The following is a 24,033-nucleotide window of genomic DNA, read 5'->3' as shown; positions in this document are numbered from 1 at the left end:
GTCAGCTGCCGGAGCCGGGCAGGAATTGCGCGTCGAGGAACGTGCTGTAGTCGGGCAACTGCTGGGACGCGTCGATGGAGCCGCCCTGCTTGGCCCAGGCACCCAGGGACGAGAGATCGCTCGCGAGATCGGGTTTCAGCTCGATCGTGTAGTCGAACTGCGGAAGGATCGTGCGGACCAGATCGGGCTTCAGCTGGGTCGCGGTGGCGACGGCGGTGATCGCCGGAGCCGAGCCGGCGGTCAGGCGCGCGCCGGCGTCCCGGAGCGCCGCGAAGAACGCCGTGAGGGTCGCGGCCTTCCGAGACACCGCGTCCTTGGTGGCGACGTACAGGCTGTGCTGCGAGTAGTTCGAGCCCGCCAGCTGCACCGCGTCGGAGCCGAGCGCCGCCACGACCTGCTCCTGGTACGGCTGGAATATCGCGACCGCGTCGACGTCCCGCTTACTGGCGGCGGTGACGGCGGCGGACGGCGCGACCTGTACCAGCTTCGCGGTGATGTTGTTCTGCTGCAGCACATTCGCTGCGTAGTAGTCGGCGGATGTGCCCAGCGGGGTGCCGATGGACTTGCCGGCCAGACTCCGCACGTCCGTGATGCCCGCGCTGCGGCGGCCCACGACGCGTGACCCGTTCCAGCGCGACCCGTCCGCGACCACGCGGAGCGACGGCGACCGGGTGAGGGTGGCGGCGACCGGGACGTCGGCCGCGGTGGTCACGTCGACCTGCCCGGCCGCGACGGCCTGCAGCGCCTCGACCCCGGACGAGAAGTCGACGACCTTGACGTCGATCTTGTGCTTCTGGAAGTCGCCGCCGGCGACCGCGACGGGGATCTGAGCCCACGACGGGTCTACGACGAAACCCACGGTGAGTGCGGTGGGCGCGCTGGATCCGGCATTGCCGCATGCGGCCGCGGACGCGGCGATGCCGACCGTCGCGACGGCGGCGATGAGGCCGCGCAGAGGTGATTTCATCAGTGGTCCTTGATTGTTCGTGGCCCGCAGGCCGGATCATGCAGCGGATCGGTCGATGCCGAGTTCGTGGTGGAGGGACTTGCGCAGGGCGCTGTAGCCGGCGCGGTCGCCGAGCGAGTCGGCGGGCCGGGGGCGAGCGATGGGGTTGACGAACTGCTCCGCGATGCGCCCGCCGCGCAGGACGCTGATCGTGTCTGCGAGGCGGATGGCCTCGTCGATGTCGTGGGTGACGAACACGATCGTGCGATCGAGCCGGGTCCACAGGTCGATGAGCAGGTCCTGCATCCGCAGCCGGGTCAACGCGTCGAGAGCCGCGAACGGCTCGTCCATGAGCAGCACCGACGGTTCGCCGGCGAGGACCCGGGCGATGCCGGCGCGCTGGCGCATGCCGCCGGACAGGCGGCTCGGGGCCTGGCCCGCGACCTCCGGCGCGAGACCGACGGTGTCGAGCAGCTCCGCGATCCGCGCCCTGCGCTGCCCGGCCGGGACGCGACGCGCCTTGAGCGCGAAGTCGATGTTGCCCGCCACCGTCATCCACGGGAACAGGACGTCGCGCTGGAACGCCATCCCGAGCCGGGACGACGGCCCCGTCACGGGGTCGCCGTCGACGGTGACGGTGCCGGCGTTCGGGGCTGTGAGTCCCGCGAGGCAGTGCAGCAGAGTCGATTTGCCGCTACCGGACGCCCCGACCAGCACCGTGAAGCCGCCGTCCGGGATCGTGATGTCGATGTGGTCGAGTGTGGGTTCGGCCTTGCCCGGGAAGTGGACCACCAGGTCACGTGTCTCGATGGTCATGTCACCGCTCCTCGATCGCCCAGCGCGTGAACGGCCGGGTGGCGGAGGAGATCACCAGGTCGCACAGCGCACCGAGGACGCCCAGCACGATCAGGCAGAAGATCAGCCGATCGGCCTGCGAGTACAGCTGCGCCTGATAGATCCGGTAGCCGATACCTGCGGTGGTGCCGGTCATCTCGGCGACGACGATCAGGACGAACGACATCGCCGCACCGATCCGCAGGCCCGACGCGATGTCCGGGACGGCCTCGGGGAGGACGATCCCGAACAGGACCTGCGTGCGCCGCGCACCGAGGCAGCGGGCCGCCTCCAGATAGTCGACGGGCGTCGTCGACAGTCCGGCATGACTGTTCATCCAGACGGGGACGAACACGCCGAGCGCGATGACGAACTCCTTACTCGACTCCCCCAGGCCGAACCAGAGGATCGCGAGCGGGACGATGCCGATCGTGGGGATCGGCGTGAGCAACCGCAGAACGGGTTGCAGCAGGCGCCTTCCCAGCCGTGTGCTCGCGGTGATCAGCGCCGCGCCGAGCCCCACCGCGGCGCCTACTGCGAAGCCGACGAACGCGCGACGCAGGCTCGCCTCGATGTCGCCTACCAGGAGACCGTCGGACCACAGACCGTAGCCCGCCCGCAGGATCTGCGGCACACTGGGGAACAGCTCGCGCGGGAACCTCCCGGACGCGACCAGCAGCGACCAGACGACGGCCGCCACGGCGATGCCGGCGAGTGTCCATCCCAGTGCCCCGGACCGCGCGGCGATCGTCGCCGGTCCCCTGCGCCACACCGCGAGTGACACGTGCCGGTATCGGACGTGCACCGCGCGGGATGCCGGGGCCGCCGTGCTGCTGGTCACAGCTCCCCCTGAGGGTCCGGCGCCTCGACCGGCACCCACTCGAACGGCACCGCCTGCGCCCGATAGACCAGTGCCGTGCGGGTGAGGCGGTCGACGCCGGGCACGCGGGTCTCGCGGACCTCGGGCTCGCCGGCCACGCCGTAACCCAGGTACGGGCTGTGGTACTCCCACACCACGTCACCGTCGGGTGTCACCTGAAACAGCCTGCCCTGCATGCCCTCCGTGATCAGAGTGTTTCCGTTCGGCAGGCGCTGCGCGTTGCTGACGAAGGAGCTGAAGAACGTCCACGGCGGTAGCCCCGAATCCTCGGCCGTGTACTGCCACACGATCTCCCGGCTGGACGGGTCGATCTCGAGCACCCGGGAGCCGGCGTAGATCCCCAGCGCCGCAGGCGGATAACCGGCACCGCCCTGGTTGTCGAACAGGAGGATGTCGCCCGCACCGGGCAGGCCGACGGGGATCATGTGCGGATTGTGCTGGCCCGAGATCTGATCCAGCGGCCGAGGCACCTTGTGCACGTTGATCCGCTGGTGCTGTGCCCCGTCGTCCTCATCGAAGTAGGGGCCGAGGCGCCACACCACGCCCCCGGACCGCTTGTCGATGAGGGCCACGATATTGGCCTTGCGGAACCCGACCAGGATGTTGTCGGGATGGAACACCCCGTCGGGCTCGTGGTCGTGCCATCGGTTGGGACCCAAGGACTTCGCGCTGTTCATCTCGAGGTAGCCCCAGGGGTCGCCGGGGTCGCGCTCCGCGGTGCGACGCAGCGCGCGCCAGCCCTCCTCGGAGAAGCCCAGTTCGTCCAGGTGGTCGCCAGCGAGCCACTGCCACACGATACGGCCGTCCGGGGCGACCTCGTAGAGCCCCTGGTCCCCGACCGTGGCGTCGCCCAGGTCGGCCACCACGCGCGGGACCGTGACCAATAGCAGGCGGTTGCCGTTCGGCAGCAGCTCCCAGTCGTGGTTCTGGCGGGCGGCACCGCCGGGCGCCTCCCGGCCCCACTCCCAGACCGGTTCGCCTGCCCAGTCGACCTGTCCCACCGTGCCGTTCGCGTAGATCCCGCCACGCGGGTCGCCACTGTCGGACAGCTGGACGCCGACGTCGCCGAGTCGGCCGCCGTTGAGCGCCGGGTCGATGAGGCGCGGCGGCACGCCCGCGTACTCCCATTGTCGGACGACGTCGCCGTCCAGGTCGATCAGGCGGGTGATCCCGTCCGCGCCGGTGAACAGGATGTAGCTCGGATAGGCGGTCTCCCGATCGAGGACGGTGACGCCGCTGTGTCTTACGAATGCCATGCTCACACCTCACCAGCCGGTTGTTACGTTCCCGGGTCGTCCGAGTAACTGTTCTAATCGATTAGCGTACGGTCGCGGTCCGCCTCGGGCGATGTCAGAATCAACGTGATTCAAGCGCGTCGCCGCCCGGCCGGCGCCGGGCAGACTGGAGCGATAGTGACGACGAAACGGCCGACCCTGGCGGACGTGGCCAGCCGCGCGGGAACATCCACCGCGGTGGTCAGCTACGTCCTCAACAACGGGCCCCGACCCGTCTCCGAGTCGCTGCGCGCCAAGGTGCTCGACGCCCTCGAGCAGCTCGACTACCGCCCGGACCGGCACGCACGGGCGCTCCGACGCCCGCGCCGGTGGCGCCAGATCGGGCTACTGGTACCCGATCTCACGATGCCGCTGTTCGGAACCTTCGTGGGGCGGTTCGAGGTCGAGGCGCGCGCCCGAGACCACCTGACGATGATCGGCAACACCGGCTTCGACCCCGAGCGGGAACTCGAATTCGCCACGGCCTTCGCGGATGTCGGGATCGACGGCCTCATCGTGGTGGGCGCCGTCGACGCCGTCGCGACGGCGGAACTGTGTGCGCGCTCCCGGATCCCCGTCGTGTGGGTGCACAACAGCCGCGGCCGGATCGAGGCCCCCATAGTCGGCGCGGACCACTACGAGGCCGGCCGCCTCGCGGCGCGCCACCTCGTCGACACCCACGCCTGCGAGCGGATCGCCTTCGTGGGTGGGTCCACGGACGACGACGTGCAGCACGGCGACCGGGAGACCGTCGCCCAGCGACTCGCGGGCTTCGCATCCGTCGCGGACGGAGATGTGATCCGCACCGACCTGACCGGCACCGGCGCCTACCGCGCGGTGCGAGAGTACCTACAGGAGCAGACGATTCCGCCGCAGGGCCTGGTGGTGGGGACGTTCGGGCAGGCGGCAGCCGCGATGCGCGCCGTCACCGACTCGGGACTACGCGTGCCGGGCGACCTCCGGATCGTGGCGTTCGACGCCGACGTCAGGCGGGACTACGGACAGATCAGCCTCGCCACCGTGCAGCAGCCGATCGACACCATCGTCGGTGGCGCGCTGGACCGACTGCTCGGGGGCGACACCCCGGACCGCTCGTACGCGGTGACGCTGCGCGCCGGCGAATCATGCGGGTGCGGGGGCGGCATCCCGGCGTAGCGAACACTTCCGACCGTGGCGCTAGCCCCTCAGGCCACGGCGCGCACGAACGTCTGCCACCGTCGGTGCCGGTGCCGGAACATCAGCTCCACGAACAAACGGACGGGCCATCCGCGCGGACCGTCCTCCACCTCGATCTCGTCCGTGTACACGCACCGGCCGCCGGGCAGCGGCTCGAACGTCAGGCGGTGGTTCCAGGTCCGGACGGGTCCGCCGTGCTCGTTCGTGTAGATCTCGTCGGGCGTCAGGCGGACGACCCGAATGGTGTGTCGCCAGGCCGGGATACCGAGGAGCCGCATGCGCGCGGACGCCTCGAGCCCCTCCTCGACGGCGTCGGGCAACTCCTGCCCCGGCGCGAGCGTCACGTAGGGCGCGAGGACGTAGCGCATCGTCTCCGGCTGCGCGGCCAGCTCGCGGGCGCGCTCCGGCGGCAGCGGAAGAATAGTGGTTAGCCTAACCTTAGCCATCGCCTCACGATACGACTGTACCGCGGTCCCGGCAATCGGACGCACTCCGATGTCGAGCCGACGAGCATCCAGCGCCATGCGCGATGGTCGCGGACATGAAGCGCAATAGAGTCGGGATTTAGTACTATTAGTACATGTCCTCCTCACGCGCCTCCGAACCGATGCGAGCGACCCCCCTACAGACTGCGCGCGCCCGACGAACGATTCACAGGCAGCGCAGCACCACCGTGTTCCTCGTCTGCGACACGATCGACCACCGCGTGACATCGGTGTGGGTCCCATCAATGGCGACGTCGCACCGGATGGTGTGGAAGCAGGGCACGCGGGACGCCGCTCCCGTCGCGGCCACTCACGCTTCGGGTGCTGTCACAGCGAGCGCCGCCGAGGAACTCCTCCGTCGAGAGGTCCTCGACGACACCGTCGAGACCCGGCATGCATGGGACAGCCGACGGCGCGCGCTGGCAGCACGAATCCCCTCGCTCGACTCGACTGCGGTCGGACGGATCCTCTACCCCACGTCTGGAGCCAGCCGGAGTTCGGTCGCCTACCGCCGCCGCGTCGGTGACATCATCGGCCTTCCCAAGGGACGCGCGTACGTGTACCCAGCCTTCCAGTTCGATGAATTCGACCTGATTCCCGTTGTACGGCAGGTGAATAAGGCACTCCACGCCGAAGCCGACCCCTGGGGCACGCTGTCCTGGTGGACCACAACCTCCACCACCTTCGAGCAGAGCCCACTCGAGCTGCTGGAGCGGGGCGAACTCACCAGCGCAGCGGCAGCGAAGATCCTGACCAGCGAATACCCCAACGTCGACCTCACGGCCGCCTTCGGGTGATCGCCTACAACGGCTCCCCGCCCGAGCACACGCACGTTGTCGGAGGCACTCGACTGTGGCGGATCCGACAGATCTCAGACCGCTACGCGCCGAATGCCTTCAACAGCACGAACATCGCACCGTGGATCGACGCGGGGATGCTGGCACCGCTTGATCGGCCACGACAGGGCCGACTCGATCCTGTGAACAACGACGCCATCCTGCCCCGCGCGATCCTCGCGAACATGGAACTCACCGAATTGTCGGTCGCCCCCGGCATCACGTTCACGGTCGCCCTCGCAGACACGGGCCCCCGGCTGTTGAAGATGGGACTGTCTGGCTCCTTCCATGCTTCGACGTGGCGTGACTACGGCGAAACGCGGCTCGCAGCGACCCAGATAATGGTGACGTCCGGGGCAGATGGAATCAAGTACATGTCTCGCCACCTGAGCTCGGAGCCGTGCCTACTCCTCGTCGATCGAACGAGAACTGCACGCGGCCCATTATTGGAAACGGTGTCCGCCGGGCGCCTCGATCGACGTGGCACCGCGCAGCGACTGGTGCTCGACTCTCTCGGCAGACTGGGATTGCGCGTCGGGTAGCCACAGTCAGCCGACGAGGCGGGTACGGGCATCGAGGCCCTGCGCGAGCACGACCAGGATGAACTCGCGCAACGGCTCACCGTCGAGAGTTCCCGCAGGGAACGAGTAGTGCAGCACCAGATCCGCAGACACGTCGCGCTCGATCAGACGGAGCGAGCCGAACTGGATGTGCTCGGCGGTCGTGCGGACATCGGCACGCAGCTCGTCGCCGAGCGGCAGGTCCCAGGCGACCACCTGGGTCAGCGAGTAGACGTCGACACCCGGCGCGAGCTCGAAGACCTGCACCGACCCGGGGGTCTCACCGAAGTCGATGAGGACGGCGTGCTGCGCGTCGCGGCGCACAGGGATCTGCTGTTCGAGTGCGTCGACCACCCGCAGCCGCAGTGACTCGATGCGTTCCTCCGGCGACCGCGCACCGGAGCCGTTCAGCCGGGCACCGTCGGGACGGGACGGGCGGCCGCTCCCCCGGCCTTCCGGGCGCTTCTTGCCGGTCACTTCTTGACCCCGCCGAATCGCCTGTCCCGCTTGGCATATTCGAGGCATGCGGCCCACAGGTCGCGGCGGTCGAAGTCGGGGAACAGGGTGTGCTGGTAGACGTACTCGGCGTACGCACTCTGCCAGATGAGGAAGTTGGAGCTGCGGAGTTCGCCGGACGGGCGCAGGAAGAGGTCGACATCGGGCATGTCGGGCTCGTCGAGGTAATGCGCGAAGGTCTTCTCGGTGATCTTCTCGGGATCGAGCTGCCCTGCGGCGGCGAGCCGCGCGATCTCCCTTGCGGCATCGGCGATCTCGGCGCGCCCGCCGTAGTTGACGCACATCGTGAGCGTCATGACGGTGTTGCCCCTCGTGAGTTCCTCGGCGATCTCGAGCTCTTTGATCACGCTGCGCCACAACCGCGGTCGCCGGCCGGCCCAGCGGACTCGCACGCCCATCTCGTTCATCTCGTCGCGGCGCCGCCGGATCACGTCACGGTTGAAGCCCATGAGGAAGCGGACCTCCTCGGGGCTGCGCGACCAGTTCTCCGTCGAGAAGGCGTATGCGGAGAGGTTCTTCACGCCGAGTTCGATGCAGCCGCACACGGTGTCCATGAGTACCGCCTCGCCGCGCTCGTGGCCCGCCGTGCGGGGCAGCCCCCGCTCCTGCGCCCAGCGGCCGTTGCCGTCCATGACGAGGGCGACGTGGTTCGGTACCAGCTCGGCGGGGATGTCCGGGGGCGTCGCGCCCGAGGGATGAGGGTCGGGCGGCCGGACGGTGGGGACCGCATTCTCGACCCGGTCAGCTCTACCCCGCCGCAGTCCCGGCACCGTCGACCTCCTCGTTCCGCCCGGGCTGGACCCGGCTGTGCGGCGCGTGCCGCTCGATCAGGGGCAGCGACCGCAGCTGCCGTCCCACGTGCCACTGTAGGTGTGCGGCCGCGAGGCCCGCGGCCTGGCTGCGCACCCGGTCGGAGGCGGTGTCCGCGAACGCCCAGTCGCCGCGGTGCAGCGCCACCATCAGGTCCAGGACCCCGGGCGCCGGTATCGCCGAGCCCGGCGGCCGACAGTGCACACACACCGCCCCGCCGGCGGCGACGTGGAACGCCCGCAGCGCGGGAGTGCCGTCGCGGCGCTCGCCACCGTCGCCGCCGCACCGCGCGCACAGCGTCAGGGTGGGTGCCCAGCCCGCGATGTCCATGGCACGCAGCAGGTACGACACCAGGATCAACTCGCGGTCGCGGGTCCCGCGGGCCACCTCGCGGAGGGCGCCGACGGTGAGCCGGTGCAGCTCCGGCACGGGCGCGCGCTCCTCGCCGGCCAGCCGCTCGGCGGTCTCGATCACCGCGCAGGCTGTGGTGTAGCGCCCGTAGTCGGCGGCGAGATCACCCGAATATGCGGCGATCGAGTGCACCTGGGTGACGGTGTCGAGGCTGCGCCCGGGATACAGCTGTAGGTCCACGTGCGCGAACAGCTCGAGGCTGGCACCGAACCGCGAACGCGGCCGCCGGATCCCCTTCGCCACCGCACGGACCAGGCCGTTCTCGCGGGTCAGCAGTGTGAGGATGTAGTCGGCCTCGCCCAGCTTGTGCTGGCGCAGCACAACAGCGCTGTCCCGGTACGACCTCATAACGTCAGATTGTCCCACCCGCCACCGACAGGGGTGTCCGCGCCGCGCCCGGCGAGAGGCATCCGCGCGGAGGTCGGGGCTTCTCGGAGCCCAGCGGGCGATCGCGCGCCCGAAACTCGTCGGTGGTCGGGTGCATGATGGGCGTCACGACCACTCCGGGGGGAGAGACAGATGACGGCACAGGTATGGGTCACGCTCGTCGCGGCGGCAGGCGTGGCCTTGATCGCAGCGGTCACGCTCACGCAGAAGCACCGCGCCGACAACAGACGAGAACGGTGGGCTCGATTCCAGTGGGCGATCGCTGCGACGCACAGTGACCGTCCGCTGGAACAGATCGATGGATGGACGGTCGCGCTGGACCTGACTCGGTCGCCACTCGCAACCAGTAGCGAATCCATGCTCGTGCGGTACGTCGCCACCGGTGGGCAGCCGTGCATACTGGACAGCAGGGCTGATCGGAGGCAGACGATGACGACCTCACAACAGACGACCGCGGACACGCACGCGATGACCATCCGGCGCATGGCCGCACGCGTATCGATCGAAGCCACACGACGCCTCAAAGAACCCGTGCCACAACAGCTACTCGACTTCGCCGACGGCAAGACCGACGACCCCGGCCCACTACCGACGGGCACGTCTTCGCGGTGGCGGGGGCTGCTGGTGAGGTGCGGACTGCGGCGCTGACTTGGCGTCGGCGAACACGATCCGGGTCCGCATCCCGACGGTCGTCATCGAGGACGGCGCGCAACCACCGGCAGTCGGATCCGTGGGCTCCTATCACCTGACCTTCGTCGAGGCCGAGGTCGGCGACAGCGACCACGAGGCGGTCAGCGAGATCCATGCCGTCGCGGAAACCCGCAGGCGGTCCGGTGACGTCGGGGCAGGGCGAGCAGGTCTGGCGGGTCGTGCTGCGGGGCCTCGGCTGGAGCGCCGCCTGGGAGTCGTCCCGGCCCGTGGTCGGCGCAGTACAGATGAACGGATATATTTTATCAGAATCCATGCATACTGAACGGATATGGAGGGCGAACTCGATTACTACGATGTCTGGATGTCGGTCCTGGGGCGGACAGATCGCGAGAACGACTTCCGGGCGCTGCTGCTCGAGTATGCAGAGGTCGAGTTCGACATCGAGCTGGCGCGATCGTTGGTCCTCGTGAGCCTGCACGAACCGATCGGCGTACTCGCCCTCGCGGACCTGTCGGGCCAGAACCATCCCAAGGCCAGCCGGACCCTTGCCCGACTCGAGGCCCTCGGCCTGGTCGGCCGCTCGCGCGGGGCCGACCAACGAATCCGCACTGCGACAACCACCACGGCCGGGAGACAGATCGTCGACCGGATCGATCGAGGCCGTCGACGACTGCTCGCCGACGTCTTCCACGACTGGAGCGCCGCCGACCAGGCCACGTTCGCCCGCCTATCGCAACGCTACGGCGATCGAATCGAAGAGCTGATCACGAACCGCGGCCGCACTGCCCCGTAGCGACCTCGCGCCGAACCCGGGAGCCCACCTAACCGGTACGTCGACAACCTCCTGGCGGGCGACACCGGGAGGCTGCGGCCACCCAGCCCTGGCGAGCCCCCCTGATATCGACTCGTGAGCGGCGCAGAGGTCCGATCCAGTAGGAGGTGCGCCGCTGAGCTGTAGTTTGCAGGGGCGGGTGTGCGTCGCTCGACGTCACCGGCACCGTTCGCGGCCACAGGTCACCGACCGCAGCCCGACATCGATTCATCCGTGATGAACGTGACCGTCTCGGTGAGTGGCGCCCGGTCCGTGACAGCGTGCGGCACTGCACCGGCCTCGAACCCGATCGACATGCCACAGAACAGGATCGAGCTCTCCGGCGCCCCCACCGCGTTGGCGACAGTGCGGTGGTACACCGACCAGGCCATCTGTGGGCAGCTGTGCAGCCCCTCGGCGCGCAGCAGCAGCATGACCGTCTGCAGGTACATGCCCAGATCCGCCCATTGCGGTGGCCCCATCGACGAGTCGACGTAGCAGAAGAGGGCCGCCGACGCGCCGAAGCAGTCCCAGTTCCCGGCGACGTGTGCCGAGCGGGCGCCGATGTCGCCACGGCCGATGCCGAGTGCGCCGTAGCGGACGGCCGCGGCCGCGTCGCGCCGCTCCCGATACGACGTGGGCAGATCGGCGGGGTACATCCGGTACTCGGGCGGGTCGCCGGCATCGCCCGTGACCACCCGCGCACGGACCCGCTTCTTCAATCCGGCCAACGCTCCGCCCGTGACGACGTAGACGTTCCAGGGTTGCAGGTTCGCGCCCGACGGCGCCCGGGCCGCCGCCGTCAACACCCGCTCCAGCGTCCGCATGGGGACGGCCTCCGAACTGAACGCACGCACCGCCCGGCGGCTCGTCACCGCCTCGTACACGTCCATCACCTATGCTTCTCCTCCGGTCCTCGTCGTCGGTCGTATCGGCTCCCTACCGTGTTGACGTACGACGAGGGGAAGAGGTGACCGCAGTGGACGATGCGCTCGTGCGGCGGTTCGAGGAACATCGCGACCATGTCCGGATGGTCGCCTTTCGCGTGCTGGGCTCGCTCGAGTCGGCCGAGGACGCCGTTCAGGAGACCTGGATTCGACTCGCGTCCAGCGATGCGGACGCGATAGCGAACCTGCCCGGGTGGTTGACCACCGCGGTGTCACGGATATGCCTGGACATGCTGCGTGCGCAGCGGTCACGTCCCCGGGAGCTGATCGGACACCCGCTGCCCGACGTGGTCGACCCGGCAACCACTGGCGATCCCGAACATGAAGCACTCCTGGTCGATTCGGTGGGTCGTGCGCTGCTCGTCGTGCTGGACCGGCTGAGCCCCGAGGAGCGCGTCGCATTCGTCCTGCACGACGCGTTCGGCGTTCCGTTCGACCGACTCGCCCCCGTCGTGGGGCGATCCCCGTCCACCACCAAGAAGCTCGCCAGCCGTGCCCGGCGGAAGGTGCGGGGAGACACCGCGGTCTCCGCCACCGAACTCGCCGAGCGGCGGCGCGTGGTCGAGGCGTTCCTCGCCGCCGCCCGGGCAGGCGATATCGACGCCGTGACGGCGGTTCTGGCACCTGATGTCGTCCGCCGCGCGGACCGCGCCGCGATCCCCGCGGACCGCCCGGCCGAGGTTCGGGGCGCGCGGAAGGTGGCCGACGAGATCGCCGTGTTCGGTCGGCGGGCACGGTTCGCCGCCCCACTCCTCGTCGACGGTGACGTGGGACTCGTGGTCGCTTCGCGTGCACGCCCGGAACTGGTGCTGACGTTCGAGTTCGCCGACCACAGGATCACCGGCTACGAACTGATCGCCGATCCCGCCCGGCTCGCGTGCCTCACCTTGGCCGTGCTCCCCTGACAGGTGTGTCCTAGAAGCCCAGCCTGCCCAGCTGCTTCGGGTCGCGCTGCCAGTCCTTGGCGATCTTCACGTGCAGGCTCAGGAACACCCTGCGGCCCAACAGCTTCTCGATCTCGGCCCGGGCGGCGGTGCCGACTTCCTTGAGGCGGGCGCCACCCTTGCCGATGATGATGGCCTTCTGGGACGAACGTTCCACATACAGCAGAGCATGCACCTCGAGCAGCGGGGGCTTGCCGGACTTCTCCTGGGCCTCGGTCTGCTCACGCTCGACCGCCTCCTCGATCACCACCGCCAGTGAGTGCGGCAGCTCGTCGCGGACGCCCTCGAGCGCGGCCTCGCGGATCAGCTCGGCCATCATCGTGTCGTCGTCGGTGTCGGTGATCTCGCCCTCGGGGTAGAAGGCGGGACCCGGCTTCATCATCGACGCGAGCAGCCCCACGAGAGCCTCGACCTGCTCCCCCGACTCGGCCGACACCGGGATCACGTCCCGCTCGCCGCCCAGGAACTTCGACACCGCGACGAGCTGCTCGGCCACCCGCTGCTTACCGACCTTGTCGATCTTGGTGACGACCCCGATCAGGGGTGTCCGCGGCGCCATGTGCGTCACCTGGTCGAGGATGTACTTGTCGCCCGGTCCGATCTTCTCGTCGACGGGGATGGTGAGGCAGATCGCGTCGACCTCGGAGTAGGTGTCGCGCACGAGGTCGTTGAGCCGCTGTCCCAGCAGCGTGCGTGGCCGGTGCAGACCGGGCGTGTCGACCAGCACGAGCTGGCAGTCGTCGCGGTTGACGATCCCGCGGATCGTGGACCTGGTCGTCTGCGGCCGCGAGCTGGTGATCGCCACCTTGGTGCCGACGAGGGCATTGGTCAACGTCGACTTGCCGGTGTTCGGCCGGCCGACGAAACACACGAAGCCGGACCGGAACTCCTCGTCGCTCATCCGCCGACCACGCCGTCGCCCACGCCGTCGCCCACGACGACGGTGCCCGAACGGTCCAGCAGGTGCACAGTGACCGTCGGGCTCACCTCGCGCGCGGCCGCCAGGCCAGGCTCGGCACCGTCGGCGCCCAACCCGGCAGCGCCCACCACGTCAGCGCCCACCACGACGACGGCCTCGAAGCCCTCGGCGCCGGAGCTGATCGCGGTCGCGACGGCGACCTGCAGTCCCGACAGCGTGAGGCTGGTGAGGGCTACCGGCGCGCCGGCGTACGTGCGGCCGTCGAGGTCACGGACGGCGGCTCCCTGCGCGGCTCCCGCGCGGGCCATGGCCCCACGGGCGAGGGTGACGAGCTTCGCGTCCTCGGCGGACGGGTCGAACGGGTCGGTGGCGCTCACTCAGGCGTTCTCCTCTTGGCGCTCGGCGGCCTTCGCCGCCTCGCGATCGGCGATCTTGGCTGGATCCTCATCGGTGTCGGCACCGTCGGGCTCGGACTCGCGGCGCGCGAGCACCGTCGTGAGCCGCATGCGGCCGCGGCGGTCGGTGCCGCCCTCCGCGGTCAGGTGCAGCCCGTGGCTGACCACCTGCGCGCCCGGCAGCGGCACGCGCTCGAGCGCCAGCCCGAGCAGGCCACCGACGGTATCGACCTCCTCCTCGTCGATGTCGATGCCGAACAACTCGCCGAGGTCCTCGAGGTCGAGGCGCGCCGAGACACGGTACACGCCGTCGCCGAGGTCCTCGACGGGGGCGATCTCGGCACCGTCGTACTCGTCGGTGATCTCGCCGACGATCTCCTCGAGCACGTCCTCGATGGTCACCAGGCCGGCGATGGAACCGTATTCGTTGACCAGGATGGCCATGTGGTTGTTGGTGCGCTGCATCTCGCGGAGCAGGGCGTCGACGGGCTTGGAGTCGGGGACGAACACGGGCGGTCGGGCCGTCTGCCCCGCGGTGATCGCGGCCCGGTCGGCGGACTCGGGGAGCGCGACGAGATCCTTGAGATAGACCACGCCGAGCACGTCGTCGGCATTCTCGCCGATCACCGGGATGCGGGAGTGACCGGAGCGGACGGCGAGCTTCACCGCCTGTGCCACCGACTTATCCTCCTCGATCCACACCATCTCGGGGCGCGGCACCATCACCTCGCGGGCCGCGGTGTCGCCGAGCTCGAAGACGGACTGGATCATCCGGCCCTCGTCGACGTCGACCACCCCGCGCTCCTGCGCGAGGTCGACGACCTCGCGGAGTTCGACCTCACTGGCGAACGGACCGTTGCGGAAGCCGCGGCCGGGTGTGACCGCGTTGCCGAGCAGGATCAGCAGGCGGGTGACCGGGCCGAGCAGGACCGACACGGCCTGCATGATCAGCGCCGTGGCGCAGCCGATGGAGTACGCGTGCTGCCGGCCGAGCGTGCGGGGACCGACGCCGATCAGGACGTAACTGATGACGATCATCGAGACCGCGGTGATCGCGGCCGTCACGCCCGTCGACAGGTACCGCTGTATCGCCACGAACACGGCGACGGTGGCGACGATCTCGCACACCGTGCGGAGCAGGACCGCCAGGTTGACGTACAGGGGACGGTTGACGAGCAGCCGCCGCAACCGACGGGCACCGGCGCGGCCGTCCTCGACGAGATCGTCGACGCGTGCGGCCGACACCGTCAGCAACGCGGCGTCGACCGCTGCGAACAGGCCGCCCACCAGGACCACCAGCACGACGCCGGCGACCAGGAGGACGGACCCTGGCACGGCGCTCAGTCCCGACGTCCGATGAACCCGGTGCGTCCCAGCAGCCGCTCGTCCCGCGCGGCCTGCCGGTCGCGGCGGGCCTTGTCGGCGCGCGCCGCATAGAAATCCGCGACGATGCGGTCCTGGAGCGCGAACATCTCGCGCTCCTCCGCGGGCTCCGCATGGTCGTAACCCAGCAGGTGCAGTACACCGTGCACCGTGAGCACGTTGAGCTCGTGCTCCGTCGCGTGCCCGGCCTGGGCGGCCTGCTCCGCGGCGAACTGCGGGCACAGCACGATGTCGCCCAGCATCGCGGGGCCCGGCTCGGGGGCGTCCGGGCGGCCGCCGGGGGTGAGCTCGTCCATCGGGAAGCTCATCACGTCGGTGGGACCGGGCAGGTCCATCCACTTGACGTGCAGGTCGGCCATCGTGTCGAGGTCGACGGCGAGCAGGTTGAGCTCGGCGGCGGGGTGCACGTCCATCTCCTGGCACGCGAACCCCGCGACGGCGACCAGCTGGGCCTCGTCGATCTCGAACCCGGACTCGTTGGAGAACTCGATGCTCATCGGCGGCTCCGTCGATCGCTGAGCGGCTGCGGGCGGTTGCGCGCGAGCCGTGCCTCGAAGTCTGCGTATGCGTCCACGATCTCGGCCACCAGGCGGTGCCGGACCACATCGGCGCTGGTCAGCTCGGCGACGTGGATGTCGTCGATGCCGCCGAGAATGGATGTCGCAGCCTTGAGCCCACTGGTCGCACCCCCGGGAAGGTCGACCTGGGACACGTCGCCGGTCACCACGATCTTGCTACCGAAGCCGAGCCGGGTGAGGAACATCTTCATCTGCTCGGCGGTGGTGTTCTGTGCCTCGTCGAGGATGATGAAAGCGTCGTTCAACGACCTGCCTCGCATATACGCCAGCGGCGCCACCTCTATGACGCCCGCCGCCATGAGCTTCGGGATGGCCTCGGGGTCCATCATGTCGTGCAGCGCGTCGTGCAGCGGCCGCAGATACGGGTCGATCTTCTCACTGAGGGTGCCCGGCAGAAACCCGAGCCGCTCCCCCGCCTCGACCGCCGGGCGGGTGAGGATTATGCGGCTGACCTGCTTGGACTGCAGCGCCTGCACGGCCTTCGCCATCGCGAGGTACGTCTTGCCGGTGCCGGCGGGACCCACACCGAACACGATCGTGAACCGGTCGATGGCGTCGACGTACTTCTTCTGGTTGACCGTCTTGGGCCGCACCGTCTTGCCGCGCCGCGAGATGATGTCCAGGCTCAGTACCTCGGCCGGGGACTCGCCGGAACCGTCGGTCATCATCGTGACCGACCGGCGGATCTCCTCCGGGCTGACGCTGACGCCGCCGCGCACGGCACCCAGCAACTCCGCCACGACCCGCTCGGCAAGCGCGACGTCGGCCGGGGAACCACTCAGCGTGAGGACGTTGCCGCGGGCGTGGATGTCGGCTGCCAATGCCGACTCCAACGCGCGCAGATTCACATCTGCGGGTCCCAGCAGCCCGAACGTCGACTCGATGGGGATCTCGATGGTGGAACGGGCCTGGTCGGGTTCACTCAAGGGCGGATCGGATCCTTCGCTCGCGGTGGGCGGCCGCCACGGCCACCCGCTCGACGCCCAGTTTAGTCCGAACGCCCGCCCGCGGCGCTCGGGGCGTTCCGGTCGGCGGGGCTGCGTGCGGCGAGCTCCTCGATCGCGGCGACGGTGGCGGCATGCGATTTCGAGGCGGGGTCGAGGAATTCGTCGTGTCCCTCGGTCTCGATGATCTGCAGCGTCGCGTCCATGCCGTTCTTCCTCGCGTTGTCGATGAACCACTCGGACAGCTGGTAGGGCACCGTCTGGTCGTTACGACCGTGCAGCACCCGGACCGGCGTCTTGAACGGCATCCTCGACACCGGGCTGGCCTCCGCGAACACGCGCTTGACCAGGCGCAGGTTGGCGTTGGGCGCGAGGTCGAACAGCAGCCGCATCGACTGGTCACCGTCGCCCCGCTCGATGAGGTCCAGCACCCCGGCCCGGGACACCGCGCCGAGTAGGTGCTCGCGCTGCGCCGCAGCCCACACGCCGAGCGTCGCGCCGGCGCTGTGCGCGACCACGATCTGGCCCGCCTTGACGAGGTTCGCGTCCGCGTAGTCGATGGCGGCGAGCACGTCCTGCCCCAGGATCGGCCAGTGGACGCCGGGCTCGCCGACGCGCCGGTACTCGATGTTCCACACCGGGTAGCCGCGCCTGTTGAGGTCCTTGGCGACCGCCGACTCCATGGTCATGGTGTAGAGGTTGCGCCAGTAACCGCCGTGGACCACCGTGACGACCGGCTTGTCGGCATCACCCGGGTACCAGTGGCCGTGCTGCGACTCCTCGCTGCCGTAGAACAACCGTCGCGGCATCCGCATCCTCCTCAGCCAGGGGGCGTATGCGCCCACCGATCGGTGATGACGCCCAGTGCGCCCAGCGCGACAGCCGCCGCCGTGGAGGTCCGCAACACGGTGGGACCGAGCAGCACGGGCTGTGCACCGACCGCCGCCAGGGCGTCGAGTTCCTCGGGGCTGATGCCGCCCTCCGGCCCCACCACGATAACGACGTCGGAGGTTACCGAGAAGTCATGAGTGCGCAGCGATCCCGTCGAACCCTCATGTAAGACAAATACTTTGGCATCCATACTGGTGAGTAGGCGCACGAGCCGGACAGTGTCGTGCAGCTCCGACACCGTCGGCACCCAGGCACGGCGGGCCTGCTTGGCCGCCGCCCGAGCGACGGCCCGCCAACGCGCTACAGCCTTGTCCGCCTTGCCGTCCCAGCGCGCGACGCACCTGCTCGCCTGCCACGGCACGATGGCGTCGGCACCCGCCTCGGTGGCCAGTTCGACGGCCAGGTCGGCGCGGTCCGCCTTCGGGATCGCCTGCACCACGGTGACCCGGGGGCGCGGCTGCGGGACCTCCCACGCCTCGTCGCAGACGAGGGTGACGTCGGCCCGCCCGACGGCGGATGCGGTGCACCCCGCGAGGTGCCCGGCACCGTCGGACAGCACCAGGCGCTCACCCACCCGGATGCGCCGCACGGCCGCCGCGTGCCGGCCCTCGTCACCGTCGAGCACGAACGTCGCGCCGGGCGCCGGGACCGCGGGGACCAGGAAGACGGTGGCGGCCACGCCGCCTACCGGCCGGCGAAGGTGTTGCGCAGGCGCGAGAAGACGCTTTCGTGGTGCTCGCCGCCACGCCGCGCCACCACGGGGACCGCGTCGGGGAACAGCGCCTTGAAGGCCCGCAGCTTCTCCGTCTGCCGCTTGTCCAGCTTGGCCGGCACCTGCACGTCGAAGTGCACGACGAGGTTGCCGCGCGCGCCGGCGTTGACCTGCGGCATACCGTGCCCGCGCACCGTCCTCGTGTCACCCGGCTGGGTACCCGCAGGGATCTCGACCTCGATCTCGCCGTCGAGCACCGTGGGCACGGAGACAGTGCCGCCCAGCGCGGCGTCGAACATCGGGACGGCGACGGTGGCGTGCAGCGTCGAGCCGTCGCGGACCAGGAACTCGTGCGGCGCCTCGACGACCTCGACGTACAGGTCACCGGCCGGGCCACCGCCCGGACCGACCTCGCCCTGCCCGGTGAGCCGCACGCGCATCCCGTCGCCGACGCCGGCGGGGATCTTGACGGTCATGGTGCGGCGCTTCTGGACGCGGCCGTCGCCGCCACACTTGGTACACGGGTCGGCGATGATCTCGCCGACCCCGCCACAGGTGGGGCACGGCCGCGACGTCATCACCTGACCCAGGAACGACCGCTGCACCGACTGCACCTCACCGACACCGCGGCAGGTGGGGCACGTCTCCGGCTTCGTGTCGCCGTTGGCACCCGATCCGTGGCACTTGTCACACAGCACGGCCGTGTCGACGGTGATCTCGCGGCTGGTCCCGGCCGCGCACTCCTCGAGATCGAGCTGCATCCGGATCAGGGCGTCGTTGCCCGGCCGGACCCGGCTACGCGGACCGCGCCCCGAGCCGCCGCCTGCCGCCGCACCGAAGAACGCCTCGAACACGTCGCCGAGGCCACCGCTGAATCCGGCGCCGCCACCGAACCCGCCGAACCCGCTCGGCGAGCTGTCCAGTGGGTCACCGCCCATGTCGACGACGCGGCGCTTCTCGGGGTCGCTGAGCACCTCGTATGCATCCGAGACGTCCCGGAACCTCTCTTGTGCCGAGTCGTCGGGATTGACGTCGGGGTGCAGCTCGCGGGCGAGCCTGCGGTATGCGCGCTTGATCTCCTGGTCGGTCGCCTTGGAGTCGACCCCGAGGATCCGGTAATAGTCACGGGCCACTGTGAGCGGTTATCCTTACTAGAGCTTACGATCATCCGCCCGACCGGGTGCCGGGAGATCGTGCCTGAAACTCCATTATGGCGTGAAAGCGCGCAGTTACGAATCAGCGCCCGCCGAGCACCTCTCCCACGTACCGCGCAACCGCCGCGACGGCCGAGATCGTGCCCGGGTAGTCCATGCGCGTCGGCCCCAGGACGCCGAGGCCGCCGAAGACGGTGCCCGCCGAGCCGTAGCCCGTGGACACCACCGACGCGCCGCGCAGGTTCACGTCCTGCGTCTCCGCGCCGATGGCCACCGTCACCGTCCCCGGATCCTGGGTGGCGGCGAGCAGCTTGAGCACCACCACCTGCTCCTCCAGGGTCTCGAGGACGCTGCGCAGGGAGCCCGACAGGCCCTCGAAGTCGGCGGCGTTGCGGGTGAGATTGGCGGTACCGCCCAGCACGAGGCGGTCGTCGCGGCGTTCGACCAGCGTCTCGACCAGCACCGCGCCGCAGCGGATCACGGCGTCCCGCAGGTCCGTCGGTGCGAGCGGTCCGAGGTCGGCGACCGCCACCGCGGCGTCCGGGATCCGCTGGCCGTGCACGGCCGCGGCGAACACGTCACGGATGCGGGACACGTCGTCGTCACCCAGGGCCCCGCCCAGCTCGACGATCCGCTGCTCGACCCGGCCGGTGTCGACGATCAGGACCAGTAGGAGCCGCGAGGGCGACAGTGCGACGACCTCGAGATGCCGGACGCGGGCCGACGTGAGCACGGGGTACTGGATGACGGCTACCTGACGCGTGAGCTGCGCGAGCAGCCTGACCGACCGCTGGAGGACGTCGTCCAGGTCGACACCCGAGTCGAGGAACTGCATGATCGCGCGGCGCTCCGCCGCCGACAGCGGCTTGACCGCGGCGATCCGGTCGACGAACTGTCGGTAGCCCTTGTCGGTGGGGATACGACCCGAGCTGGTGTGGGGCTGGGCGATGTAGCCCTCGGCCTCGAGAACCGCCATGTCGTTGCGGACGGTGGCCGACGACACCCCGAGCTGGTGCCGGTCGACGAGCGCCTTCGACCCCACCGGCTCGTGCGTCGACACGTAGTCTGCGACGATCGCGCGCAGCACCTCGAACCTACGATCGTCGGTGCTCGACATCGAGCCAGTCACCTCCAACGCCCTCTGGATCCGCCCTGCCGCGGCGGCCGTTCTCGAAAGTCCAGCTTACGCGGGATAGAGTGGCCGAGTGATCTTCAAGGGCGTGTTGGAGGGTAAGCCGTACCCCGATCACGGCCTGACGCCGCGCGAGTGGTCGCGCATCCCGCCGCGCCAGGTCCGCCTCGCCGAGCTGATCACCACAACCACTGTGCTCGCTCTCGACCGTCTGCTGTCCGAGGACTCCACATTCTTCGGCGACCTGTTCCCACACGCGGTCACCTGGAACGGCGATACGTACCTCGAGGACGGCCTGCACCGCGCCGTGCGATCGGCACTGCGGAACCGCACCGTCCTGCACTGCCGCGTCTTCGAATTCGGCACCGCGGTACCCGGCGACGGCACGTTCGGTGACACGTCCCCGGGCGGCAGGCCGCCGGCGGGCCGGTCCCCGCTCGCCAACCTCACCCTGCCGCCGCGCGCGGACGCGCCGGGACCGAACCCCGGCCCCGCCTCCGGCGCGGAGTCGTACGGCCGGCATGCGGTCCGGCCGGGTTCACGCCCCATCCGCCCGCTCCGCCGATACTGACCGGACCCGAGGTATCAGCGAGCCGACTGCTGGCACCATGAGGTGACGCGAAGCCGACTGCGCGCGACGGTGGCCCTGCTGACGGCGGTCCCCCTGCTGGCCTGCGGCTGCTCGTCCGACGGTGGCGGCAGCGGCCGGCAGGTGGTCACCGTGGGGGTCGGGGATGCGGCGGGCACACCGTCGGCGCTCACCGCCCGGCTGGCGGTGCAGGCGCAGGCGGCCGACGTCAGCTCCGCGCTGACACAGGCGGGCGACGCCGCGCGCAAGGTGATCGACGCGGTGGTTGCGGCAGGCGTGACCAAGACCGATGTCGCCACCTCCGACCTGCAGGTGACGCCGCAATACGCGAGCCCCGGCATCGGCGGCGGCACCTCGACCATCTCGGGCTACGAGGCCACCGAGTCGCTGACGGTGCGGGTGCAGGACCTGACCAAGGCGTCGAAGGTGCTCGGAGACGCGACCACGGCCGGCGGGGACGCCACGCGCGTGTCCTCTGTCGGCTTCGACCCGATAGACGACCCGAAGCTGCAGGCCTCCGCCCGCGACAGGGCGTTCGCGGACGCCAGGTCCCGCGCCGACCAGTACGCACGGCTCGCCGGAGCGAAGCTGGGTGAGGTGCTGTCGGTGTCGGAGCAGCCCAGCGGTTCTGCCACCACACCCAAGACGTTCGCGCCCCGAGCCGGCGCCGCAGTTCCGGTCGAGCCGGGGCAGCAGACCGTTCGGGGGTTCTGCCCGCGCCCGCGTGCCCGATGATCGATCCATGTGGGGGGATTCGACCACGCCGAGGGACGTGTCCGGGGGCGTGGTGACCAAGCGGGAGCTGCTGCGCTGCGGGTGGGAGCAGGCCCAGATCCGGTCGGCGATCCGGAAGAGACAGCTGGCCCGCATCCGGCCGGGTTGGTTCGCGACACCGACGGCCGACCCGGAGGTCGTGTCCGCGGTCCGCGCGGGCGCCGCAGTCGGCTGCATCTCCGCGCTCGCCCGTCACGGGATATGGATCCCGTTCGGGGACAAGCGGACCCACCTGCGCGCGGCGGAACATCGGCACCGGGTCGGCACCGGCGACTACTGCACCGCGTACCGCGAACTGCCGACTCCACGGGCGGCGGTGGACCCGCTGCTGGTCGCGGTGGCGTGCGCGGCACGCTGCGTGAGCGGGGAGGAGTTCGTCGCGATCTGCGACTCCGTTCTGCACCGACATCCCGAACTCGAGCTCGCCGACCTCCGAGACGTCCTGACCGGCGCCCCCGAGCGCGTGCTGCGGTTGCTCGACCAGGTGGATCGCCGCGCGGAGTCGGGCACCGAGTCTCTGGTACGCGTCCGGCTCCGACATCGGAACATCAGGCTCGACATCCAGGTGTACATCCCGGATGTCGGTCGGGTGGACATGCTGGTCGGTCGGTCGTTGATCATCGAGGCGGACAGCCGCGAGCACCACGGGGCCGACTATCAGAACGATCGCACGCGAGACCAGATCGCTCGGGCCGCCGGATACGACCCCATCCGTGTGACGTGGGAGGACGTGACATTCCGCTGGCCAGTCATCGAGGCCCGGATTCTGGCGATGATCCGCCGCGGCGATCACCGGGGTCGGCGCTTGGCCGGATGCTCGCTGGCCAGCTTCTCGGTCGGACAGGTCGGGCGTCCTCGCCATTGAACCGCCGGGCCGGATACACCGAGATCCTGACCACGCCCTACGCGAGGATGCGGCGCACCACACCGTCGGCCAGCAGGCGCCCGGCGTCGGTGAGGACGTAGGCGTCGCGACCGGCCACCAGGTTCCCCGACGCAACCTCGTCCGCGGCGCGCGCCAACTCGTCGGGGCGCAGCGTCGCGGCGGGTAGGCCGGACCGCATGCGCACCCGCAACATCACGTCCTCGAGGTGCCTGTCCGCGTCGCCCAACACCTCGTGTCCCGCGACCGGCAGCTCCCCCGCGGCCACCGCGGCCGCATACCGGGCCGGGTGCTTGATGTTCCAGAACCGCGTGCCGCGCAGGTGGCTGTGCGCGCCCGGGCCCGCGCCCCACCAGTCGGCGCCGTCCCAGTACAACTCGTTGTGTCGGCACCGGGCGTCCTCACCCCGGGCCCAGTTGGACACCTCGTACCAGTCGAATCCGGCGTCGCGCAGAGCCTCGTCGACCAGAACGTACCGGTCGGCGAGGACGTCGTCGTCGACGGGCGGGACCTCGCCGCGCCGGATCCGGCGGGCCAGGGCAGTCCCGTCCTCGACGATCAGGGCGTACGCCGAGACGTGGTCCACCCCCGCGGCCAGCACCGCGTCCACCGAGGCACGCAGGTCACCGTCGGACTCCCCCGGCGTGCCGTAGATCAGATCGAGATTGACGTGCGCGAACCCGGCGGCGCGGGCCTCGAGCGCCGCCGCGACCGCGCGGCCCGGCGTGTGGGTACGGTCCAGCACCCGCAGCACGTGCGGCGCGGCCGACTGCATCCCCAGCGAGATCCGGGTGAACCCCGCAGCCAGCAGGGTCTCGAAGAACTCCGGCGACGTGGACTCGGGGTTCGACTCGGTGGTCACCTCGGCGCCGTCGGCGAGCCGGAAATGCCTGCGCACGGTGCCGAGCACCCCGCCCAGCCCCTCGCCACCGAGCAGCGACGGCGTTCCGCCGCCGACGAACACGGTGGACACATCGACGCCGCCCACCACCTCGGCCGCGGCGGCCAGCTCACCGTCGAGGGCCTGGGCCCACGCATGCGGCGACGACGACTCACCCAACTCACCGGCTGTGTACGTATTGAAGTCGCAGTAGCCGCAGCGTGTCGCACAGAACGGGACATGTATGTACAGCCCGAACGGCGCCGTCGCGGGTCCCGCGGCGCGTACCGCCGCCGCGTCGTCCGTATCAGCATCCACCGAGGTCACGGCA

General features: G+C 70.0%; 27 protein-coding genes and 1 pseudogene. 9 read left to right on the top strand and 19 right to left on the bottom strand.

Features of this window, described 5'->3' with window-relative positions; all coding sequences use genetic code 11:
• Position 1: 1 nt before the first annotated feature.
• The 4 genes from ABD908_RS07640 to ABD908_RS07625 are packed head-to-tail and all read right to left on the bottom strand — an operon-like array spanning position 2 to position 3,916.
• On the bottom strand, positions 2 to 967 hold the full coding sequence (locus ABD908_RS07640) for an ABC transporter substrate-binding protein (protein ID WP_344993216.1): 966 nt from the start codon (positions 965 to 967) through the stop codon (positions 2 to 4).
• A gap of 36 nt (positions 968 to 1,003) precedes the next feature.
• Positions 1,004 to 1,762: an ABC transporter ATP-binding protein gene (locus tag ABD908_RS07635; protein WP_344993213.1), complete on the bottom strand. Its 759-nt coding sequence runs from the start codon at positions 1,760 to 1,762 to the stop codon at positions 1,004 to 1,006.
• A gap of 1 nt (position 1,763) precedes the next feature.
• The gene (locus tag ABD908_RS07630) at positions 1,764 to 2,621 is read right to left on the bottom strand and encodes an ABC transporter permease (RefSeq protein WP_344993210.1); all 858 of its coding nucleotides are present in this window, start codon (positions 2,619 to 2,621) and stop codon (positions 1,764 to 1,766) included.
• On the bottom strand, positions 2,618 to 3,916 hold the full coding sequence (locus tag ABD908_RS07625) for an aryl-sulfate sulfotransferase (RefSeq protein ID WP_344993207.1): 1,299 nt from the start codon (positions 3,914 to 3,916) through the stop codon (positions 2,618 to 2,620). Before ABD908_RS07625 ends, ABD908_RS07630 begins: the two co-directional genes overlap by 4 nt.
• A gap of 156 nt (positions 3,917 to 4,072) precedes the next feature.
• Between ABD908_RS07625 and ABD908_RS07620 the strand changes: the two genes are divergently transcribed.
• Complete coding sequence (locus tag ABD908_RS07620) at positions 4,073 to 5,089, top strand: LacI family DNA-binding transcriptional regulator (protein ID WP_344993205.1); 1,017 nt, start codon at positions 4,073 to 4,075, stop codon at positions 5,087 to 5,089.
• Between the two features lie 29 nt (positions 5,090 to 5,118).
• Here ABD908_RS07620 and ABD908_RS07615 read toward each other — a convergent pair whose 3' ends face one another.
• Entirely contained in the window at positions 5,119 to 5,556 is a 438-nt protein-coding gene (locus tag ABD908_RS07615) for an SRPBCC family protein (RefSeq protein ID WP_344993202.1), read from the bottom strand.
• Between the two features lie 284 nt (positions 5,557 to 5,840).
• Between ABD908_RS07615 and ABD908_RS07610 the strand changes: the two genes are divergently transcribed.
• The gene (locus tag ABD908_RS07610; protein ID WP_344993199.1) at positions 5,841 to 6,392 is read left to right on the top strand and encodes a hypothetical protein; all 552 of its coding nucleotides are present in this window, start codon (positions 5,841 to 5,843) and stop codon (positions 6,390 to 6,392) included.
• Positions 6,389 to 6,973, top strand: coding sequence for a hypothetical protein (locus ABD908_RS07605; RefSeq protein WP_344993196.1), 585 nt, complete (start codon positions 6,389 to 6,391; stop codon positions 6,971 to 6,973). Before ABD908_RS07610 ends, ABD908_RS07605 begins: the two co-directional genes overlap by 4 nt.
• Positions 6,974 to 6,979: 6 nt before the next feature.
• On the opposite strand, the gene ABD908_RS07600 is transcribed toward ABD908_RS07605, so the two are convergent.
• Genes ABD908_RS07600 through recO form a run of 3 tightly spaced genes read right to left on the bottom strand, consistent with a single transcriptional unit; the run spans position 6,980 to position 9,076 of the window.
• Entirely contained in the window at positions 6,980 to 7,468 is a 489-nt protein-coding gene (locus ABD908_RS07600; protein ID WP_344993193.1) for a hypothetical protein, read from the bottom strand.
• On the bottom strand, positions 7,465 to 8,277 hold the full coding sequence (locus ABD908_RS07595; RefSeq protein WP_344993190.1) for an isoprenyl transferase: 813 nt from the start codon (positions 8,275 to 8,277) through the stop codon (positions 7,465 to 7,467). Before ABD908_RS07595 ends, ABD908_RS07600 begins: the two co-directional genes overlap by 4 nt.
• Positions 8,255 to 9,076 (bottom strand): DNA repair protein RecO, encoded by an 822-nt coding sequence (gene recO / locus ABD908_RS07590; RefSeq protein ID WP_344993187.1) that lies wholly within the window; start codon positions 9,074 to 9,076, stop codon positions 8,255 to 8,257. Before recO ends, ABD908_RS07595 begins: the two co-directional genes overlap by 23 nt.
• A 171-nt stretch (positions 9,077 to 9,247) precedes the next feature.
• On the opposite strand from recO, the gene ABD908_RS07585 reads away from it, so the two are divergent.
• Both ABD908_RS07585 and ABD908_RS07580 read left to right on the top strand, forming a co-directional pair.
• Entirely contained in the window at positions 9,248 to 9,763 is a 516-nt protein-coding gene (locus tag ABD908_RS07585) for a hypothetical protein (RefSeq protein ID WP_344993185.1), read from the top strand.
• Positions 9,764 to 10,127: 364 nt separating this feature from the next.
• Positions 10,128 to 10,559 (top strand): MarR family winged helix-turn-helix transcriptional regulator, encoded by a 432-nt coding sequence (locus tag ABD908_RS07580; RefSeq protein WP_344993183.1) that lies wholly within the window; start codon positions 10,128 to 10,130, stop codon positions 10,557 to 10,559.
• A 221-nt stretch (positions 10,560 to 10,780) separates the two neighbouring features.
• Here ABD908_RS07580 and ABD908_RS07575 read toward each other — a convergent pair whose 3' ends face one another.
• Complete coding sequence (locus ABD908_RS07575) at positions 10,781 to 11,470, bottom strand: nitroreductase (protein WP_344993293.1); 690 nt, start codon at positions 11,468 to 11,470, stop codon at positions 10,781 to 10,783.
• An 86-nt stretch (positions 11,471 to 11,556) separates the two neighbouring features.
• Here ABD908_RS07575 and ABD908_RS07570 point away from each other — a divergent pair, with 86 nt between their 5' ends.
• Positions 11,557 to 12,429 carry a sigma-70 family RNA polymerase sigma factor gene (locus ABD908_RS07570; protein WP_344993290.1) on the top strand — a complete coding sequence of 291 codons (873 nt, stop codon included), beginning with the start codon at positions 11,557 to 11,559 and terminating at the stop codon, positions 12,427 to 12,429.
• Positions 12,430 to 12,439: 10 nt separating this feature from the next.
• Here the strand turns inward: ABD908_RS07570 and era are convergent, their stop codons facing one another.
• From era to hrcA, 9 genes are all read right to left on the bottom strand, one after another.
• Positions 12,440 to 13,369, bottom strand: a complete 930-nt coding sequence (gene era, locus ABD908_RS07565; RefSeq protein ID WP_344993180.1) for a GTPase Era — start codon at positions 13,367 to 13,369, stop codon at positions 12,440 to 12,442.
• Positions 13,366 to 13,695 carry a cytidine deaminase gene (locus ABD908_RS07560; protein WP_344993287.1) on the bottom strand — a complete coding sequence of 110 codons (330 nt, stop codon included), beginning with the start codon at positions 13,693 to 13,695 and terminating at the stop codon, positions 13,366 to 13,368. The genes era and ABD908_RS07560 overlap by 4 nt, the downstream gene beginning before the upstream one ends.
• A 69-nt stretch (positions 13,696 to 13,764) precedes the next feature.
• The gene (locus ABD908_RS07555) at positions 13,765 to 15,117 is read right to left on the bottom strand and encodes a hemolysin family protein (protein WP_344993177.1); all 1,353 of its coding nucleotides are present in this window, start codon (positions 15,115 to 15,117) and stop codon (positions 13,765 to 13,767) included.
• A 5-nt stretch (positions 15,118 to 15,122) separates the two neighbouring features.
• Entirely contained in the window at positions 15,123 to 15,662 is a 540-nt protein-coding gene (gene ybeY / locus ABD908_RS07550) for an rRNA maturation RNase YbeY (RefSeq protein WP_344993173.1), read from the bottom strand.
• A complete protein-coding gene (locus ABD908_RS07545) occupies positions 15,659 to 16,669 on the bottom strand; it encodes a PhoH family protein (RefSeq protein WP_344993170.1) in 1,011 nt (336 codons plus the stop codon). The genes ybeY and ABD908_RS07545 overlap by 4 nt, the downstream gene beginning before the upstream one ends.
• Before the next feature lie 62 nt (positions 16,670 to 16,731).
• Positions 16,732 to 17,496 (bottom strand): alpha/beta hydrolase family protein, encoded by a 765-nt coding sequence (locus tag ABD908_RS07540; RefSeq protein WP_344993167.1) that lies wholly within the window; start codon positions 17,494 to 17,496, stop codon positions 16,732 to 16,734.
• Positions 17,497 to 17,507: 11 nt separating this feature from the next.
• Positions 17,508 to 18,257 carry a 16S rRNA (uracil(1498)-N(3))-methyltransferase gene (locus ABD908_RS07535; RefSeq protein ID WP_344993165.1) on the bottom strand — a complete coding sequence of 250 codons (750 nt, stop codon included), beginning with the start codon at positions 18,255 to 18,257 and terminating at the stop codon, positions 17,508 to 17,510.
• Between the two features lie 5 nt (positions 18,258 to 18,262).
• Positions 18,263 to 19,423 carry a molecular chaperone DnaJ gene (dnaJ, locus tag ABD908_RS07530; RefSeq protein ID WP_344993163.1) on the bottom strand — a complete coding sequence of 387 codons (1,161 nt, stop codon included), beginning with the start codon at positions 19,421 to 19,423 and terminating at the stop codon, positions 18,263 to 18,265.
• Between the two features lie 103 nt (positions 19,424 to 19,526).
• Positions 19,527 to 20,561, bottom strand: coding sequence for a heat-inducible transcriptional repressor HrcA (gene hrcA / locus ABD908_RS07525; RefSeq protein WP_344993160.1), 1,035 nt, complete (start codon positions 20,559 to 20,561; stop codon positions 19,527 to 19,529).
• 88 nt (positions 20,562 to 20,649) lie between these two features.
• On the opposite strand from hrcA, the pseudogene ABD908_RS07520 reads away from it, so the two are divergent.
• The 3 genes and pseudogenes from ABD908_RS07520 to ABD908_RS07510 form a co-directional block, all read left to right on the top strand.
• Positions 20,650 to 20,991 (top strand): annotated as a pseudogene (locus tag ABD908_RS07520) (type II toxin-antitoxin system VapB family antitoxin); the annotation flags it as partial.
• 198 nt (positions 20,992 to 21,189) lie between these two features.
• Positions 21,190 to 21,900: an SIMPL domain-containing protein gene (locus ABD908_RS07515; protein ID WP_344993157.1), complete on the top strand. Its 711-nt coding sequence runs from the start codon at positions 21,190 to 21,192 to the stop codon at positions 21,898 to 21,900.
• 7 nt (positions 21,901 to 21,907) lie between these two features.
• Positions 21,908 to 22,804 carry an endonuclease domain-containing protein gene (locus ABD908_RS07510; RefSeq protein ID WP_344993154.1) on the top strand — a complete coding sequence of 299 codons (897 nt, stop codon included), beginning with the start codon at positions 21,908 to 21,910 and terminating at the stop codon, positions 22,802 to 22,804.
• A gap of 37 nt (positions 22,805 to 22,841) precedes the next feature.
• Here ABD908_RS07510 and hemW read toward each other — a convergent pair whose 3' ends face one another.
• Positions 22,842 to 24,020: a radical SAM family heme chaperone HemW gene (gene hemW, locus ABD908_RS07505; RefSeq protein ID WP_344993284.1), complete on the bottom strand. Its 1,179-nt coding sequence runs from the start codon at positions 24,018 to 24,020 to the stop codon at positions 22,842 to 22,844.
• Positions 24,021 to 24,033 lie beyond the last annotated feature (13 nt).

The organism is Tsukamurella soli, from assembly GCF_039541155.1.
Taxonomy (GTDB): domain Bacteria; phylum Actinomycetota; class Actinomycetes; order Mycobacteriales; family Mycobacteriaceae; genus Tsukamurella; species Tsukamurella soli.
This window is presented reverse-complemented; position numbering and strand designations above follow the sequence as displayed.

Bases quoted from the DNA above. Each gene is read 5' to 3' on its own strand.
- ABD908_RS07640 (WP_344993216.1), bottom strand. From the start codon at position 967: ATGAAATCACCTCTGCGCGGCCTCATCGCCGCCGTCGCGACGGTCGGC.
- ABD908_RS07635 (WP_344993213.1), bottom strand. From the start codon at position 1,762: ATGACCATCGAGACACGTGACCTGGTGGTCCACTTCCCGGGCAAGGCC.
- ABD908_RS07625 (WP_344993207.1), bottom strand. From the start codon at position 3,916: ATGGCATTCGTAAGACACAGCGGCGTCACCGTCCTCGATCGGGAGACC.
- ABD908_RS07615 (WP_344993202.1), bottom strand. From the start codon at position 5,556: ATGGCTAAGGTTAGGCTAACCACTATTCTTCCGCTGCCGCCGGAGCGC.
- ABD908_RS07610 (WP_344993199.1), top strand. From the start codon at position 5,841: ATGGCGACGTCGCACCGGATGGTGTGGAAGCAGGGCACGCGGGACGCC.
- recO (WP_344993187.1), bottom strand. From the start codon at position 9,076: ATGAGGTCGTACCGGGACAGCGCTGTTGTGCTGCGCCAGCACAAGCTG.
- ABD908_RS07585 (WP_344993185.1), top strand. From the start codon at position 9,248: ATGACGGCACAGGTATGGGTCACGCTCGTCGCGGCGGCAGGCGTGGCC.
- ABD908_RS07580 (WP_344993183.1), top strand. From the start codon at position 10,128: ATGTCGGTCCTGGGGCGGACAGATCGCGAGAACGACTTCCGGGCGCTG.
- ABD908_RS07575 (WP_344993293.1), bottom strand. From the start codon at position 11,470: ATGGACGTGTACGAGGCGGTGACGAGCCGCCGGGCGGTGCGTGCGTTC.
- era (WP_344993180.1), bottom strand. From the start codon at position 13,369: ATGAGCGACGAGGAGTTCCGGTCCGGCTTCGTGTGTTTCGTCGGCCGG.
- ABD908_RS07560 (WP_344993287.1), bottom strand. From the start codon at position 13,695: ATGGCCCGCGCGGGAGCCGCGCAGGGAGCCGCCGTCCGTGACCTCGAC.
- ybeY (WP_344993173.1), bottom strand. From the start codon at position 15,662: ATGAGCATCGAGTTCTCCAACGAGTCCGGGTTCGAGATCGACGAGGCC.
- ABD908_RS07540 (WP_344993167.1), bottom strand. From the start codon at position 17,496: ATGCCGCGACGGTTGTTCTACGGCAGCGAGGAGTCGCAGCACGGCCAC.
- hrcA (WP_344993160.1), bottom strand. From the start codon at position 20,561: ATGTCGAGCACCGACGATCGTAGGTTCGAGGTGCTGCGCGCGATCGTC.
- ABD908_RS07510 (WP_344993154.1), top strand. From the start codon at position 21,908: ATGTGGGGGGATTCGACCACGCCGAGGGACGTGTCCGGGGGCGTGGTG.